The sequence below is a fragment of the uncultured Bradyrhizobium sp. genome (assembly GCF_936928535.1).
GTDB lineage: Bacteria > Pseudomonadota > Alphaproteobacteria > Rhizobiales > Xanthobacteraceae > Bradyrhizobium.
On record NZ_CAKZHY010000152.1, the window covers coordinates 13,892 to 28,941 of the forward strand.

At 63.0% G+C, this 15,050-nt stretch carries 17 protein-coding genes and 1 pseudogene; 13 read left to right on the top strand and 5 right to left on the bottom strand.

The window, feature by feature from the left end; all coding sequences use genetic code 11:
- Positions 1-25: 25 nt before the first annotated feature.
- Positions 26-211: a periplasmic nitrate reductase, NapE protein gene (gene napE / locus Q0687_RS29030; protein ID WP_298884844.1), complete on the bottom strand. Its 186-nt coding sequence runs from the start codon at positions 209-211 to the stop codon at positions 26-28.
- Positions 198-413, bottom strand: a complete 216-nt coding sequence (locus Q0687_RS29035) for a hypothetical protein (RefSeq protein ID WP_298884846.1) — start codon at positions 411-413, stop codon at positions 198-200. The genes napE and Q0687_RS29035 overlap by 14 nt, the downstream gene beginning before the upstream one ends.
- A gap of 11 nt (positions 414-424) precedes the next feature.
- Here Q0687_RS29035 and Q0687_RS29040 point away from each other — a divergent pair, with 11 nt between their 5' ends.
- Positions 425-1,534 (top strand): helix-turn-helix domain-containing protein, encoded by a 1,110-nt coding sequence (locus tag Q0687_RS29040; RefSeq protein WP_298884848.1) that lies wholly within the window; start codon positions 425-427, stop codon positions 1,532-1,534.
- Positions 1,535-1,747: 213 nt separating this feature from the next.
- Positions 1,748-2,953 (top strand): LLM class flavin-dependent oxidoreductase, encoded by a 1,206-nt coding sequence (locus Q0687_RS29045; RefSeq protein WP_298884849.1) that lies wholly within the window; start codon positions 1,748-1,750, stop codon positions 2,951-2,953.
- Positions 2,954-3,071: 118 nt separating this feature from the next.
- Here the strand turns inward: Q0687_RS29045 and Q0687_RS29050 are convergent, their stop codons facing one another.
- Positions 3,072-3,275: a hypothetical protein gene (locus tag Q0687_RS29050; protein ID WP_298884850.1), complete on the bottom strand. Its 204-nt coding sequence runs from the start codon at positions 3,273-3,275 to the stop codon at positions 3,072-3,074.
- A 97-nt stretch (positions 3,276-3,372) separates the two neighbouring features.
- Between Q0687_RS29050 and Q0687_RS29055 the strand changes: the two genes are divergently transcribed.
- The 3 genes from Q0687_RS29055 (at position 3,373) to Q0687_RS29065 (ending at position 5,943) form a co-directional block, all read left to right on the top strand.
- On the top strand, positions 3,373-4,371 hold the full coding sequence (locus tag Q0687_RS29055; protein ID WP_298884852.1) for a c-type cytochrome: 999 nt from the start codon (positions 3,373-3,375) through the stop codon (positions 4,369-4,371).
- Positions 4,372-4,865: 494 nt separating this feature from the next.
- A complete protein-coding gene (locus Q0687_RS29060; RefSeq protein ID WP_298884854.1) occupies positions 4,866-5,057 on the top strand; it encodes a DUF3606 domain-containing protein in 192 nt (63 codons plus the stop codon).
- 79 nt (positions 5,058-5,136) lie between these two features.
- Positions 5,137-5,943 (top strand): transglutaminase family protein, encoded by an 807-nt coding sequence (locus tag Q0687_RS29065; protein ID WP_298884856.1) that lies wholly within the window; start codon positions 5,137-5,139, stop codon positions 5,941-5,943.
- 675 nt (positions 5,944-6,618) lie between these two features.
- Here the strand turns inward: Q0687_RS29065 and Q0687_RS29070 are convergent.
- The gene (locus Q0687_RS29070) at positions 6,619-6,846 is read right to left on the bottom strand and encodes a hypothetical protein (RefSeq protein WP_298884857.1); all 228 of its coding nucleotides are present in this window, start codon (positions 6,844-6,846) and stop codon (positions 6,619-6,621) included.
- A gap of 270 nt (positions 6,847-7,116) precedes the next feature.
- Here Q0687_RS29070 and Q0687_RS29075 point away from each other — a divergent pair, with 270 nt between their 5' ends.
- The gene (locus Q0687_RS29075; RefSeq protein WP_298884867.1) at positions 7,117-7,380 is read left to right on the top strand and encodes a hypothetical protein; all 264 of its coding nucleotides are present in this window, start codon (positions 7,117-7,119) and stop codon (positions 7,378-7,380) included.
- Here Q0687_RS29075 and Q0687_RS29080 read toward each other — a convergent pair.
- A complete protein-coding gene (locus Q0687_RS29080) occupies positions 7,377-8,453 on the bottom strand; it encodes a LacI family DNA-binding transcriptional regulator (protein WP_298884858.1) in 1,077 nt (358 codons plus the stop codon). The genes Q0687_RS29075 and Q0687_RS29080 overlap by 4 nt on opposite strands.
- Before the next feature lie 146 nt (positions 8,454-8,599).
- Between Q0687_RS29080 and Q0687_RS29085 the strand changes: the two genes are divergently transcribed.
- The 7 genes and pseudogenes from Q0687_RS29085 to Q0687_RS29115 form a co-directional block, all read left to right on the top strand.
- A complete protein-coding gene (locus Q0687_RS29085; protein ID WP_298884859.1) occupies positions 8,600-9,841 on the top strand; it encodes an ABC transporter substrate-binding protein in 1,242 nt (413 codons plus the stop codon).
- Between the two features lie 107 nt (positions 9,842-9,948).
- Entirely contained in the window at positions 9,949-10,797 is an 849-nt protein-coding gene (locus Q0687_RS29090) for a sugar ABC transporter permease (RefSeq protein ID WP_298884860.1), read from the top strand.
- Positions 10,794-11,678, top strand: coding sequence for a carbohydrate ABC transporter permease (locus Q0687_RS29095; protein ID WP_298884861.1), 885 nt, complete (start codon positions 10,794-10,796; stop codon positions 11,676-11,678). The genes Q0687_RS29090 and Q0687_RS29095 overlap by 4 nt, the downstream gene beginning before the upstream one ends.
- A gap of 6 nt (positions 11,679-11,684) precedes the next feature.
- Positions 11,685-12,770 carry a sn-glycerol-3-phosphate ABC transporter ATP-binding protein UgpC gene (gene ugpC / locus Q0687_RS29100; protein ID WP_298884862.1) on the top strand — a complete coding sequence of 362 codons (1,086 nt, stop codon included), beginning with the start codon at positions 11,685-11,687 and terminating at the stop codon, positions 12,768-12,770.
- 31 nt (positions 12,771-12,801) lie between these two features.
- Positions 12,802-13,563, top strand: coding sequence for a sugar phosphate isomerase/epimerase (locus Q0687_RS29105; RefSeq protein ID WP_298884863.1), 762 nt, complete (start codon positions 12,802-12,804; stop codon positions 13,561-13,563).
- A 14-nt stretch (positions 13,564-13,577) separates the two neighbouring features.
- Complete coding sequence (locus Q0687_RS29110) at positions 13,578-14,738, top strand: Gfo/Idh/MocA family oxidoreductase (RefSeq protein ID WP_298884864.1); 1,161 nt, start codon at positions 13,578-13,580, stop codon at positions 14,736-14,738.
- A 71-nt stretch (positions 14,739-14,809) separates the two neighbouring features.
- A pseudogene (locus tag Q0687_RS29115) lies at positions 14,810-15,050 on the top strand (sugar phosphate isomerase/epimerase); the annotation flags it as partial.

Below are 15,050 nucleotides of genomic sequence, written 5' to 3' on the forward strand. Positions count from 1 at the left end.
GATGCCTGTCTTTCGCTTCTCGGGATCAATGCTGCGAGCTTGGTGGCCCCGGCGGGCCGGCGAACATCTGGTAGATCCAGACGCCAAAGCCGTAAGAGCCGACCGTTCCGACCGCGAGGACGGGCATCACGATCGCGGTCAGGAACAGGAAGGCAAAGATCTCCATGCGCTTACGGCGCACGCGCGAGGTCGCGTCGTCAGGGGCCGACATGTTCGGTCTCTTCGGGATTTCGGGGAATTGGGACGGCATCCGGGCCGTTACCTTGCTGCATTTCTGATGCAGCAGGCCGGCTGACGCGTTGATCTGGATCAACCCATCGAATTGTGATGATGGCTGCTGCACCGGCCACCAGCGCAATTTTGGATTGTGCACGCGCGAAGGCGATGCGAAAATCAAACTCTCCAATGGACACGGCAGGGTGTGATGGGGCTCACGGCCATCGATCTCGGGCTTCGCGGCGCGACCAGCGGCGTGTTCCTGTTGATCATTCTCGTGGCGCTGCTGCGTCGTGCGAGCAGCCAGCAGGCCTTGCTGGGCATGGCCATGTCGGCGGGCGGCGTATTCTACGCCATCGCGACCGCCCCGTACTTTCCCAAATCGTCATGGTGGTGGGTGTTGCCGCTGCTGTCCGGCCAACCCGCCGTGTTCTGGCTGTGGGCGCGCGCGGCGTTCGACGACGAATTCGTGCTGAGGCGATGGCACGGCGTGCTGTGGCTCGGCATCGTGGCCTTCGGCTTTGCGCTGACGCTGGGCTGGGCCTACTGGCCCGCTTTGGCCGGCGCCGGCGGTCGAGGCCTGGCGCTGGTCAATCTGGTGCTGGCGCTCTCGGCGGCGGTCCAGACCGTCAAGACCTGGCGTGCCGATCTGGTCGCGCGGCGCCGCCGGCTGCGGTTTGCGATCCTCGCCATCAATGTCGGGCTCATTGCGACCTTCGCCGGTGCCGGCTTCGCCGCCATTCCCGTCGCGGTCCCCGGCGCGCCTGGCAGCCTCCCGATCGCGCTCGGCCTGTTCGTGGTGGCCATGCTCGCTGGTCTCGGGATTTTCGCGATTCAGCCGGACTTGCCTGCCAACGACGCCATTGCGGCCTTCGCCCCCGGCGATGCCCGCGGGGCCGATCGTGCTCCGACGGCTCGGGTCGTGGTTGACCCGATCCTGTTGCGGCGCCTCGACCATCTGATGAGCGTGGAGCGAACCTATCGGCAGGAAGGTCTTGCGATCGGGGCGCTGGCGGCACGGCTCGACGTTCCCGAGCATCGGCTCCGTCAGGCCATCAATGAGGGGCTCGGCTATCGGAACTTCAATGCGTTCCTGAACCATTATCGCATCGCGGATGCAAAGCTGGCACTTTCCGACGTCACGCAACGGGAGGTCCCGGTGCTGACCATCGCCATGGATGCGGGCTTCCAGTCGATCGGACCTTTCAACCGTTCCTTCAAGGCGGAGACCGGCGTCACGCCGACCGAATTCCGGCGCGAGGCGCTCAGCCGTCCGCTCATGGCTGATGTCAGCGAGCCGCAACGAGAAATCGGCTAGCCGATTTTTGGATCGAGCATCGGCTGGCTTGTTGCATCGGCGAGCTATCATCTGATGGTGCGCTTCAGCTTCATCGGTGTGGTCCTGAATGGCCGCCGCGCCGAACGACGCGTTCTCCCGCAAGGCGGAATTGCGACTGCGTAGACAGCGCCGCCTCACGCATTAAGATGTTTACAACAAGAATAAGCGGGCAAGAAAATCGGGAGAGGCGTGATGAAGTTCGGCATCTTCTACGAGCTGCAATTGCCGCGGCCCTGGGTGGCCGGCGACGAACTCGCTCTTTACCAGAACGCGCTCTCGCAGATGGAACTCGCCGACAGGCTCGGCTATGACCATGCCTGGGTGGTCGAGCATCACTTCCTCGAGGAATATTCGCACTCGCCTTCACCGGAATCCTTCCTCGCTGCCGCGAGCCAGCGCACCAAGAACATCCGGCTCGGCCACGGCATCCTCCAGCTCACCACCAACCATCCGGCGCGTGTCGCCGAACGCGTCGCGGTGCTTGATCTGCTCAGCAACGGCCGCTGCGAATTCGGCATGGGCGAGAGCGCATCCATCACCGAGCTGACGCCGTTCGGCCGCGACATGGAGACCAAGAAGGAAGTGTTCGAGGAGGCTGTCGCCGCGATCTTCCCGATGTTCAAGGATGCAGGCAGCGAGCATCACGGCAAGTATTTCGACATCCCGTTGCGCAACGTCGTGCCCAAGCCGGTGCAGAAGCCGCATCCGCCGCTGTGGATGGCCTGCTCGCAGCTGCCGACCATCGAGCGCGCCGGCCGTCACGGCTTTGGCGCGCTCGGCTTTCAGTTCGTCAGCGCCGATGCGGCGCATGCCTGGGTGCACGCCTACTACAACGCGATGACCAGGCGGCTGCACAAGCTTGCCGACTACCAGATCAATCCGAACATGGCGCTGGTGTCGTTCTTCATGTGCGCCAGGACGGACGAGGAAGCGCGCGCGCGCGCCGACGGCGCCACCTTCTTCCAGTTCGCGCTGCGCTTCTACGGCGCCTCGCAGAACCGCCAGCGGCCGGCGCCCTACACCGTCAACATGTGGGACGAGTACGTCAAGTGGAAGCGCGACAATCCGGAGGCGCAGGAGGCCGCGCTGCGCGGCGGCCTGATCGGCTCGCCCGAGACGATCAGGCGGAAGCTGAAGCGCTTCCAGTCCTCGCATATCGACCAGGTCATCCTGCTCAATCAAGCGGGCAAGAACAGCCATGAGCACATCTGCGAGTCGCTCGAGCTGTTCGGCCGCGAGGTGATGCCGGAGTTTCAGAACGATCCGGCCCAGGCGGCCTGGAAACAGGGCGTCATGAGCGGCGAGATCAAGCTCGAAGAGATCGACACCGAGGCCTTCACGGACCGCTACGGCAAGCTCGCCATCAATGTCGCCCCAGCGAAGGCGGCGGCGGGGTAGGGACCCCGCGTTTGGCGTACTGCCGTTGCCGGATATCCCGTCTGGCCTTTGCGATCAGGCGCTCGCAGAGGTCGGCCGATAGGCGCAATGTTTTCCAGAACCTCCTGTTGCGATGGGCTTAAGTTGCCGCGCGCTGCCCAGCGCCTGGCGACTGAATCAGCTTGCGAACTTGTTTGACCTTTCTCTGTCCATTGATTTGAAGAAGCGATTTCCGAGGAAATGCGATGTCCGAGACCATAGACGCCGTCTTGTGGTGTGCCGCGCTGGCGACCTGGCTCATGATGTTTTTCGCAATCATCAGGGGCGGCGCGATGAAGATCATCGCCGCTATCCGCGAGAAATCCCGCAGGCAGCGCAGTTAGGACCTTTCGTCCTCGTCATTCCTCATCCAGCCGCATGCATTTGCTTGGGAGGCAGATTTGGCCTTGTTCAAGAACCTTTCGTCCAGTGCGTTGGCGCTGCTCGCGATCGTCGTCTGCTTTACGGGTGGTCGCCTCTACGCGGGAGGAGCCAGCGCCGGACCGTTAGAGGAGCCGCCGGCCTGGGCCTTCGTGTGGGATCCGAGCGTCCAGGTGCCGGCGCCGAGCGAGACGCCGGTTGCCCTTCCAGGCAGCAGTGCCAGCTTCAGCTGGAAGCAGGCGCGCGATCTCTTCGCCGCACTCGACTGGCACCCGGATGCCCATCCCGCGATGCCGGAAATCGTTGCGAACGGACGCAAGCCCGAAATTCGCGCCTGCGGATCATGTCATCGCGTCGAGGGCACCGGCGGCCCCGAGAACGCGAGCCTCGCCGGTCTGCCGGTTGCCTATTTCGTTCAGCAGATCGCTGCCTTCAAGAGTGGAGCAAGGCGGATGTCGGGCGCGGAGAGGCCGTCCACGCAAGGCATGTTGGCATCGGCCAAGGGTCTGACGGATGACGACATCAAGGCTGCCGCGGACTATTTCGCGAAGCTGCCGCGCAAGCCTGTCATCAAGATCGTCGAAGGCGATATGATCCCGAAAACCGGACCTTCGCGCTTGTTTTACGTGAAGAGCCCCGACGGCGGGACGGAGACGCTCGGCCAGCGCATCGTGGAGATGCCTGATGACGTCAACCGGTTCGAGCTTCGCGATTCACGCGCGACATTCACCGCCTATGTCCCGGTCGGGAGCGTGGCACGCGGAGAGGCGCTGGCGACGACCGGAGGGGCGGGCGCGACCAATGCCTGTCGCTCCTGTCACGGCGAGGGGTTGAAAGGCCTCGGCGACGTTCCGCCGATCGCGGGGAGATCGCCGACCTATATCGTGCGTCAACTCTGGGAATTTCAGCATGGCCATCGGTCGGGAGGCGCAAGCGCCCTGATGCAGCAGACCGTCGAGAAGCTGTCGCAGAAAGACATGATCGATCTCGCGGCCTATCTCGGCTCGCTCGATCCGTAGACGACCGAGCGACGCCGCACTGATCTGCTTCCGGCCAATCCTTCTTGCTGCCATCCTCCGCCAAAACAAACTTCAGGGGAAACACATGCGGCCCCAGGCGATGGCCCCACACTCAGCGGCACGCGACGTCACGCTGCGCGCTGCTTGCTCGACGCCGGCCACATCCCAATTGGCAGTCAATTGCTCGCCGGCTGAACCTTTGCGTCATCTCCTCAGACAGACCTGTATCGGGATTTTACAATCTCCCTCCCGGGGCTGGAATGCCGCCGCCTGCGCTTGATTTAAGTGGGCGGCGTTTTTGCTGCTGGCGAGAGTCCCTCCATCTCGTTCAGGACGAGATAATCGTGAAGACGGTGGAACACCGGTCCCGGGAGAATGTTGGCTCCATGGCGACAAAATCTTCGCGAGCAGCGGGACGGTCACCATCGCAACCTGAGCGGCACGATGCTTGCTTGTTTGCGATCCGGTCTACTCCTTCATCGCGAGAGATTCACATGATCAGGCGCAAGCCGACGCACTTCCGCAATTCGCTGGATCTGAGAGATAAAGTGCAGGTCAAATTCCTGCGTAAGCGGCTCAAGCTATCGGATGAGCAGCTTGCCAGCGTCGTTCGCAAGTCCGGCAGTTCGATCTCGGCCATCACCAAGGAAGCGTCTACCTTCAAGGAAGCCTCTACCTTGAAGTGACAAACGCACGGACACTGTTGCCGGCACGACCATTCGCCCAGCCAATTCGAGTCAGTGCAACCGGAGTCAGGCCAAAAGCATGAAGATCCGCGTTGGCTTCGAGATAATCTACGATTTCCAGCAAGTCACGCCTTTGATTGCCGTAGTCGGGATGCATTTCACCCGGGCATCCGACGTCATCGTGCCGGATTATCTCACCACCGAGCCTGCCGTACCGATCACGCCCTACCGCGACGGCTTCGGAAACTGGTGCAATCGGCTTGTTGCGCCCGTCGGCCGCATGCGCCTTTCTGCAGACGGGACGGTGCGCGATAGCGGGTTACCCGACGTAACCGTGCCTTCCGCGACCCAATATGCGGTGGAGGATCTTCCACCTGATACCATCGTTTATCTGCTCGGCAGCCGCTACTGCGAGACCGACCGGCTCTCCGACGTCGCATGGAAGCTGTTCGAGAAAGTGGCGCCGGGTTGGCCGCGGGTTCAGGCGATCTGCGATTTCGTGCATCATCACATCGCGTTCGGCTATGAGCACGCGCGGCCCACCATGACAGCCTGGGAAGTATTCAACGAAGGCAAAGGCGTCTGTCGCGACTATGCGCATCTCGCGATCGCATTCTGCCGCTGCATGAACATTCCGGCGCGTTATTGCACCGGCTATCTCGGCGACATCGGCATCCCGCCGCCCCACGCTCCCGGGGACTTCGCAGGCTGGTTCGAAGCCTATCTTGGCGGCCGCTGGTACACGTTCGATCCTCGCAACAACACGCCGCGAATTGGCCGCGTGCTGATCGCCCAGGGCCGCGATGCGGCAGATGTTCCGATTACCCAAACTTTTGGACCCAACACGCTCGTCAGCTTCAAGGTGTGGACTGACGAGCTCGTGTAAGCGTTCACCCCGGGCAAATGGGTGCCCCATCGGTTGAGATTGATCTCGCTTGCCGGCGAAAAGGCTGCTACACAGTCGGTATCACCGCGCGCTACGTGGCTGTTATCGGTGACTGAGAGCGTCGCGCTCCCGCCTTAACCTGAGACTGGGCGGTCAGATGTCAAATCCCCACAAATCCGGCATTCGCGAGTCGCTCGTGCCGCCGTTGCCGGTGCACCACTTGCTTGCACCGTTGATCGTGACCGCGGCCATCTCATAGCGATAAGTCCGTTCAATCACTTTGCTTCACATGCAGGCGCCGAAGCCAGTTCAAGCCAAGCGGGAGCCGAAGATGGCAAGCACAGCAATCATCAGGGACGCTTATGGGGTACCAGCAATCTTCGTTGGCTCGAAAACGGGTCGGGATGATGCGCCCTTTGTTTTCGTGAGAGTCGGAGGCGAGGAGCGGCGGATGCGTTGGTCCGAGTGGGATGCTCTACCGGCCTGGACCGGCGAGCATCCGTCCTGGGCCAGCAAAAGCAAATAAGCCGGGATATTCAGCATGAAGAAGGCTCGACCAGTCTCATGGACGGTAGCGCTCTTGATAGCATGGGCATGGGACGCATCTGCCTTAGCGGCGTCCGGCAGGGAACCGAATTGCCGAGCGATCGAGAGTACCAGCGCGCGCCTTTCCTGTTACGATGCGGCGTTTCCACTGAAGATCGTGAAACCTGCCGAGAACAGTTCCGCTGCGTCGTCGGGATACAAGGATCCATTCGTTGCGGAAGAGGCCCGAACGGCTGCAAAGCTGAAGAATATTTGCCGCGGTTGCTGAGATTCGCGATGATGGAACATCAAGGTATTGAATACTCCATTGTCCAGACGATCAATCCATCGGGCTGGAAATGGTCGTTTGAGCGACATGGTCGCTCTCCCCGAACAGGGATCGCCTTCGACCGAGCGGAGGCTATCGCCGCAGCTCAACGTGCGATCGGCCAATTGTTGAGGGATCAGCGAGCCAGCGACTAAGGTCAGGCTAGTCTCGAATGGTTCCTGCCAGAGACCCCAAACAATGCACTCGCTATCCGGCACATAAGGGCGCACTGTCCTGCCGTCACTAAGCGGCCCTTAGCATCTATCGGTGGTGTGGACGCAAGTTGCGCTCCCGCTCGACCCCACAGCGGAGCATTAATTATGTCGGCTCAACGATCCCCAGGACAATCATCAGGACAATCATCAGGACAATCATCAGGACAATCATCAGGAAAATCATCCCCAAGGCAATCATCGACACTCGAATATCGCCTCGCGCAAGAGGCAATCAATCTCCGTTTGCAGGCCGAGGGAATGCCGCTCGGCATTCGTCGCACGGAGCTTTTGCAAAAAGCCAGGCAGATCGATGTTGCTGGAGAGATCAACAACTGGTTGATCTCACCGGGACTTCAGGCGCCATCCTAGACCTTTGGCCTCGTCTCTTTCGACCTGCTGAGCTTCGGCGGACACGTGCTGTCGCGCAACACCAGATTGGCGGGAAGCTCGATGTCCTTGCGCACTGCCGAAGTCTCCGTCGTCATCAGTGCAATCAGCTCGGCGGCGGCGCTGGCGCCGAGCTCTCGACGCGGTTGGACAATCGTGGTCAGGGTTGGTTCGCAATAATCGGCATAGGGAATGCCATCAAAGCCGACGACGGAGAGATCGCGCGGGACCTGCAATCCGCCGGCGTGCACGGTCTTGATCAGGCCGATCGCCATCTCGTCGTTGGCGGCAAACAAGGCGGTCGGACGCAGCTCCGGCGCAAGCGCAAGCAGCGCCCTCCCGGCCTCGACACCGGTTCGAAACGTGAAATCGCCTGACATGACCAAGCTGTCGACGGCAGCGATGCCGGCCTCTTTCAGGGCCTGCTTGTAGCCTTCGAGGCGCTGCCGCTCCAGGATCGTCGATTGCGGTCCCGACAGATAGGCGATGCTGGTGTGCCCGAGCTTGATCAGATGCCGCACCGCCTCGCGCGCGGCGCCGACATTATCGATGCAGATCTGCGGGAAGGACGCACCGGGAATATACTCGCAGGCCCCCACCAGCGGCACGTGCGCATCGCGCAGGTCGCGGTCGCGACTTCGTATGACGTGACCGCACAGCAGCAGCACGCCGTCCGCCTGACCGGCACAAACCAGATCGACGTAGCGCGCCTCCTTCTCGGGCGGGCCGGCCAGATTGGCAATGACGAGGCCGTAACCGGCCGCCGAGAGCGTGTCGTCGATGCCCTGCAGGATCTCGGCGAAGAACGGGTTGGCGATGTCGGGCACCGCCACCAGCACCACCATGGTCTTGCGGACGCGCAGGTTCCGCGCCGAGATGTTCGGCGTGTAGGCCGTGTCGCGGACCGCGGCGAGCACGCGGCTGCGGGTTTCCTCGCTCACCACCTCGGGCCGCGCCAGCGTCCGGCTCACGGTCGCGACCGACACGCCGGCGAGCCGTGCCACGTCGGCGATCTTCGCGGGCGGCCGACGTCTCTCCTTGGGGCGCTTGGTCATCTGCTGATCCTGATCCAGGCGGCGTCGACATGCTTCGCCGTCCGCGCTTGCAAAATCCTGAGGTTGTGATACGATCTATGTAATCGATTACAAAAGCCTGTAAAGGGATAATCGGCCCAAAAATGGGCTTACACGGGAGGGAAGTCATGAAGGGCACACTGTTAGCTGCGGTGGCCATTGCCACGAGCGCGCTTGTCTCGTTACCCGCCAACGCCCAGGAGATGAAGGCGGAGGTGATCCACTGGTGGACCTCCGGCGGCGAGGCTGCCGCCGTGAAGGTGTTCGCCGATCAGTTCGCCAAGGCGGGCGGCACCTGGATCGATAGCGCGGTCGCCGGCGCGGCAAATGCACGAAACGCCGCTATCACCCGCACCGTTTCCGGCAATCCGCCGACCGCGATGCAGCTCAACACCGGCAAGCAGTTCGATGAACTGGTGGAAGGCGACCTGCTCGCCGATGTCGATGCGATCGCAACCGAAGGCAACTGGAAAGCCGTGATGCCTGCCGCGATCGTTGCCGCGGCGACCCGCAAGGGCAAGATGTATGCGGTGCCGATCAACATCCACGGTCAGAACTGGCTCTGGTACAACAAGGCCGTGCTCGCCTCCGTCGGCGCCGACGAGCCGAAGAGCTGGAACGACGCGATTGCCATTCTCGACAAGCTCAAGGCTGACGGCAAGGTGATCCCGCTGGCCTTCTCGGGTCAGAAGAACTGGGAACAGAATCTGTTCAACGCGGTCCTGATCGGCGTCGGCGGCGCGCAGATGTGGACCGGCATCCTCGGCAAGCGCGACGCGGCGCTGGCGCAGAGTGCCGAGTTCAAGACCGTCGCCGTCACCTACAAGAAGCTCAAGGCCTATGTCGATCCCGGCGCGCCCGGCCGCAATTGGAATGACGCGACCAACATGGTCATTCAGGGTAAGGCCGCCATGCAGATCATGGGCGACTGGGCCAAGGGCGAGTTCGTCGCCGCCGGCAAGGTCCCCGACAAGGATTATGGCTGCACCGTCCTGTCCAACGGCAGCGGCGGCTATGTGATGGGCGGCGACGTGTTCGTCTTCCCGAAGGCAAAAGACCCAGCCACCACCAAGGCGCAGATGACCTTGGCGAAGTTGATGCTGACGCCGGAGACCCAGATCCAGTTCGCGCTGAAGAAGGGCTCTATCCCGGTGCGCAGCGATGTCGATACGTCGGCCCTGGACGCTTGCGCTCAGAAGGGCATGCGCTATGTCGCGGACAAGGCCCAGCAGATGCCGTCCGGCGACATGCTGGCGCCGCCCGCCCTCACCGGCGCGCTGCAGGATGCTATCTCGCAATATTGGAACACCGATATGGGCGCCGATGAATTCTCTGCCAAGGTCGCTGCGGTGCTGAAATCCGCCGAGTGATGCATCGATAAAGGGCGGCCGGCGAATGGTCGGCCGCCTCTTTTGATCCGTCGATCCCTCTCCAATCCGGCGATACGATGCGTCTTTCGCTGACCTCCCGACTTTCCGTGACCTCAGCGCTGTTGCCGGCGCTGACGGTGACGCTCGTCGTCTATCTCGGCGCCACCAGCTGGACGGCGTGGATGTCGCTGACCAATTCGCGGATGCTGCCGAACAACAACTTCGTGGGCTTGCGGCAATATGAGCTGCTGCTCAGCAACGATCGCTGGATCACTTCGGTCCACAACATCATCGTCTACGGCGTGCTGTTCGTCTCGCTGGCGCTGCTGATCGGCTTCCTGTTGGCGGTCGCGATCGACCAGCGGGTACGGGCCGAGGACACCATCCGCTCGATCTACCTCTATCCCTATTCGATGTCCTTCGTCGTCACGGGGCTGGTGTGGCAGTGGCTTCTGAACCCGACGCTCGGCATCCAGTATGTGCTGCGGAGCTGGGGCTTTGCGGGCGCGACCTTCGACTGGATCGTGCGGCCGGAGACGGCAATCTACTGCCTGGTGATCGCCGGCGTCTGGCAGGCCTCGGGCCTGGTGATGGCGATCATGCTGGCGGGGCTTCGCGGCGTCGACGATGAAATCTGGAAGGCGGCTCGGGTTGATGGCCTGCCGAAATGGCGGGTCTACATCTCCATCATCATCCCGATGATGGGCGCGAGCTTCGCAACCGCCGCGGTGCTGCTCTCGACCGCCGTCGTCCGCCTCTACGACCTGCCGGTGTCGATGACCAATGGCGGCCCCGGCATCGCCTCCGAAGTGCCGGCCAAGTTCGTCATGGACCATTTGTTCGAGCGGGGCAATATCGGGCTGGCAGCCGCGGCCGCCACCACCATGCTGGTGACCGTGATCGCGGTGGTCGCGCCCTATCTCTATTGGCGCGCGCGCAAGGGAGAGGTGCGATGAGCGCGACCGCTCTCAAGTCCGGCCGGCCAAAACGCGTCAACCCGGCGCGGTGGGGCCTCTATGCGTTCATCCTGATCACAGCTCTGTATTTCCTGCTGCCGCTTTACGTCATGATCGTCACGTCCCTGAAGCCGATGGCCGAGATCCGGCAGGGCCATCTGCTCGCGCTGCCGGCCTCGCCAAGCCTTGCGGCATGGGTCAAGGCCTGGACGTCGGCCTGCACCGGGCTCACCTGCGAGGGCATCAGGGTCGGATTCTTCAACTCGCTGCGGATCCTGGTGCCGTCGGTCGTGATCTCGATCACGGTCGGATCGCTCACCGGCTACGCGCTGTCGCTCTGGCGCGTGCGCGGCGCAAACATCCTGTTCGGCGCCATGATGGTCGTCGCCTTCATCCCTTATCAGGTGTTCATCTATCCGCTGGTGCGGGTGTTCTCGTTCACCGGGCTCGGCCAGTCGCTCGCCACCATCGTGACCATCCACACGATCTTCGGGCTTCCGACCATGACGCTGCTGTTCCGCAACTATTTCACCTCGCTGCCGGTCGAGCTGTTCAAGGCCGCCCGCATCGACGGCGCCGGCTTCTACCAGATCTATGCGCGCATCATGATGCCGATGGCGACGCCGATGATCGTCGTCGCGGTGATCCTGCAGACCACCGGCATCTGGAACGATTTCATCCTCGGGCTGGTGTTCGCCGGCCGCGACAATCTGCCGATGACCGTGCAGCTCAACAACATCGTCAACTCGACGCAAGGCGAGCGCGCCTACAATGTCGACATGGCCGCCACGCTTCTCACCGCGCTGTTGCCGCTCGTGATCTATTTCGGCTCCGGCCGCTGGTTCGTTCGCGGCATCGCCGCGGGCGCTGTGAAGGGCTGAGGCGACATGGAACGCTCCAACGTCGATATCACGAACCTGCAGATCGGCTTTGGCGGGTTGAAGGTTCTGGAGAATCTCGACCTTCACGTCGGCGCCTCCGAATTCCTCGTCCTGCTCGGCCCCTCCGGCTGCGGTAAGTCGACCCTGCTGAACGCCATCGCCGGACTGATCGACGTCAAGGGCGGCGAAATCAGGATCGGCGATCGCGACGTGACCTGGGCCGAGCCGAAGGATCGCGGCATCGCCATGGTGTTCCAGAGCTACGCGCTCTATCCGCGCATGAGCGTGCGCAAGAACATGTCGTTCGGGCTGAAAGTCGCCCGCACGCCGCAGGACGAGATCGACAGCCGCGTCGGCGAGGCCGCAAAGATGCTGCGGCTGACCGAGCTGCTCGACCGCCGTCCGTCCGAACTGTCAGGCGGACAGCGCCAACGCGTCGCGATCGGCCGCGCGCTGGTGCGTCATGCCGGCGTCTATCTGTTCGACGAGCCGCTCTCCAACCTCGACGCCCAGCTGCGTGCCGAGCTCAGGGTCGAGATCAAGCGCCTGCACGCGCGGCTCGGCGCCACCATGATCTACGTGACGCACGACCAGATCGAGGCGCTCACCCTGGCCGACCGTATCGCCGTCATGCAGGGCGGCGTCATCCAGCAACTCGATACGCCGAGCAAGATCTATCGCGAGCCGGTCAACCGTTTCGTGGCCTCCTTCGTCGGCTCGCCTGCGATGAATTTCCTGCGCGGTCGGATCGTGCGTGATGGCGGCCTGACGTTCATCGCCGGAGAGACCGGGTTCGACCTGAACGGCTACGCGTTCCGTTCTCCGCCATCAGATGCTCCAGCCGTCCTCGGCATCCGTCCCGAGCACATCGAGATCACAGGCTCTGATCATCCGTCTTCCGTGACCGCGCGTGTCGAGATGGTGGAACCGATGGGCGCTGACGCGCTGGTCTGGTGCCGCCTCGCCGACGGGACCGCGTTCTCTTTCCGCAGCGATGCCGATGCAAGTGCACGTTCGGGCGATCTGCTCGCCTTGCGCTTTCCGGCCGAAGCTTTCTCGCTGTTCGACGACCAGGACGGACAGCGCCTGTAACTCAGTAACCCACCTCGCATGAGATTCCAGCATGACCACGCCGATAGACCGACTATCCTTCCAACTCTATTCCGCCCGTTCGATCGAACCGCTCGAGGCGCAGTTCAAGCTGCTTGCCGGCCTCGGCTACAGAATGGTCGAGCCCTGGGGTGGGCTGTTCAACGACACCGAGACGTTGAAGCGGCTGCTTCAACATTACGGCATGACCGCGCCGAGCGCGCATGTCGGCCTCGACCGGCTGCGCGCGGACGCGGCCGGCACCGCGAAGCTCTGCAAGGGCTTGGGTATCGACACGATCTTTGCCCCGGCCCCGCCGCCCGGCGAACGCGAGGGTGGCGAGACCGAGTGGCGCGGCATCGGGCGCGAGCTTGCCGCGATCGGCAAGGCGGTGACAGGCGAGGGGCTCCGCTTCGGCTGGCACAACCACCATTGGGAATATGGCCGCAGCGCGAGCGGCGGCACCTATCTCGAATGCCTGTTCGAGGAAGCACCCGAACTCGTCTGGGAGGCGGACCTCGCCTGGATCGTACGCGGTGGCGGCGATCCCGTCGCCGAAATCAGGAAGCACGCGGGGCGCCTGGTTGCCTGCCACATCAAGGACCTCGCACCGTCAGGACAATGCCTGGACGAGGACGGCTGGGCCGATCCCGGTCACGGCATCATGGACTGGCCGGCGTTGCGGTCAGCAATGAGCGCGGCGAACGTGTCGCTGTTCGTCGCCGAACATGACAAGCCGAACGACGTCGCTCGCTTCGCGCACCGGGCGCGCGAGAGCGTGGCCGCCTGGAGCTGAAGGGAATGGGTACCATGAGCAAGCTTGGCGTCGGCGTCGTCGGATGCGGCAACATTTCGACGATCTATTTGCGGAACATTCCGAACTTTCGCGATCTCAGGCTGGTTGCCTGCGCCGACCTGCGCGGCGAGGTCGCACGCGACCAGGCGGGGCAATTCGGCATTGAGGCCTTGACGATCGAGGCGCTGCTGGCGCGTCCCGACATCCAGATCGTCGTCAATCTCACCACGCCCAACGCGCATTTCGCGGTGAGCCACGCCGCGCTGACCGCCGGCAAGCACGTGTTCGGCGAGAAGCCGATCACGGTCGAGGCGGCCGATGCCGCCGCACTGGTCAGAGAAGCTGCGCAGCGCGGCCTCAAGCTCGGCTGCGCGCCCGACACGTTCCTCGGCAGCGGCGGACGGACCGCCCGCGAGCTCATCGATGCCGGCAGGATCGGCAAGGTGCTCTACGGCACCTGCTTTCTGATGTCGCACGGCATGGAGCACTGGCACCCCGACCCCACCTTCTTCTTCAAGCCCGGCGGCGGACCGATCCTCGACATGGGGCCCTATTACCTTGCGGCCCTGATCAATCTCCTGGGATCGGTGACGCACGTGCAGGGACGCGCGAGTTCCGGCTTCGCCACGCGGCTCGTCTCGTCGAAGGGACCGATGAACGGCAAGTCGATCGCCGTGGAGACGCCGACGACGGTGATGTCGCTTCTTCACTTCGAGAGCGGCGCCGACATCGTCTTCATGATGAGCTGGGACGTGTGGAAGCACGGACATGCGCCGATCGAGCTTTACGGCACGGAAGGATCGCTGCGCGTGCCGGATCCGAACTTTTTTGGAGGCGTGGTGCAATATACCGAGAAGGGCAGCGACTGGATTTCGCTCGCAGCCGATGACCGCGCGTTCGGCAAGCCGAACTGGCGCTCGCCGAATTGGGCCGATCACATGCCGAACCAGGCCAATTATCGCTGCCTCGGTGTCGCCGACCTCGCAAGCTCGGTGTTGCACGGCACGCCGCATCGCGCCTCCGGCGCGCTGGCAAGCCATGCGCTCGAGGTGATGCACGCCACGCTGAAGGCGGGTGTCGAGGGCGGCGAAATCGCCGTACATTCGCGTGTCGATCGGCCTGCCGCAATGTCCGAGACCGACGCCCTGGCGCTGTGGGCGGCGGAGACGTTCTGAGGCACGACTAACGTCGCGGCCTCACCGTCTCTCAGGCCGCGACGCGGAATCAAGCAAGAAGGAATCATTCGATGAAGATGATCAAGGGACCGGCAATTTTCCTCGCTCAGTTCGCAGGCGACACAGCGCCGTTCAATTCCTTCGATTCGATCTGCAAATGGGTCGCCTCGCTCGGCTACAAGGGCGTCCAGATCCCGAGCTGGGATGGCCGGCTGTTCGACCTCAAGAAGGCGGCGGAATCGCAGGACTACGCCGATGAGGTGAAGGGCGTCGCCGCCGGCTACGGCCTCGCGATCACGGAGCTTTCGACCC

What these genes read in the sequence shown, in the direction of transcription:
- napE (WP_298884844.1), bottom strand. Translation starts at nt 211, where the DNA reads ATGTCGGCCCCTGACGACGCGACCTCGCGCGTGCGCCGTAAGCGCATG.
- Q0687_RS29040 (WP_298884848.1), top strand. Translation starts at nt 425, where the DNA reads ATGGGGCTCACGGCCATCGATCTCGGGCTTCGCGGCGCGACCAGCGGC.
- Q0687_RS29045 (WP_298884849.1), top strand. Translation starts at nt 1,748, where the DNA reads ATGAAGTTCGGCATCTTCTACGAGCTGCAATTGCCGCGGCCCTGGGTG.
- Q0687_RS29050 (WP_298884850.1), bottom strand. Translation starts at nt 3,275, where the DNA reads ATGATCTTCATCGCGCCGCCCCTGATGATTGCGAAAAACATCATGAGC.
- Q0687_RS29060 (WP_298884854.1), top strand. Translation starts at nt 4,866, where the DNA reads ATGATCAGGCGCAAGCCGACGCACTTCCGCAATTCGCTGGATCTGAGA.
- Q0687_RS29065 (WP_298884856.1), top strand. Translation starts at nt 5,137, where the DNA reads ATGAAGATCCGCGTTGGCTTCGAGATAATCTACGATTTCCAGCAAGTC.
- Q0687_RS29070 (WP_298884857.1), bottom strand. Translation starts at nt 6,846, where the DNA reads ATGTCGCTCAAACGACCATTTCCAGCCCGATGGATTGATCGTCTGGAC.
- Q0687_RS29075 (WP_298884867.1), top strand. Translation starts at nt 7,117, where the DNA reads ATGTCGGCTCAACGATCCCCAGGACAATCATCAGGACAATCATCAGGA.
- Q0687_RS29080 (WP_298884858.1), bottom strand. Translation starts at nt 8,453, where the DNA reads ATGACCAAGCGCCCCAAGGAGAGACGTCGGCCGCCCGCGAAGATCGCC.
- Q0687_RS29085 (WP_298884859.1), top strand. Translation starts at nt 8,600, where the DNA reads ATGAAGGGCACACTGTTAGCTGCGGTGGCCATTGCCACGAGCGCGCTT.
- Q0687_RS29095 (WP_298884861.1), top strand. Translation starts at nt 10,794, where the DNA reads ATGAGCGCGACCGCTCTCAAGTCCGGCCGGCCAAAACGCGTCAACCCG.
- ugpC (WP_298884862.1), top strand. Translation starts at nt 11,685, where the DNA reads ATGGAACGCTCCAACGTCGATATCACGAACCTGCAGATCGGCTTTGGC.
- Q0687_RS29105 (WP_298884863.1), top strand. Translation starts at nt 12,802, where the DNA reads ATGACCACGCCGATAGACCGACTATCCTTCCAACTCTATTCCGCCCGT.
- Q0687_RS29110 (WP_298884864.1), top strand. Translation starts at nt 13,578, where the DNA reads ATGAGCAAGCTTGGCGTCGGCGTCGTCGGATGCGGCAACATTTCGACG.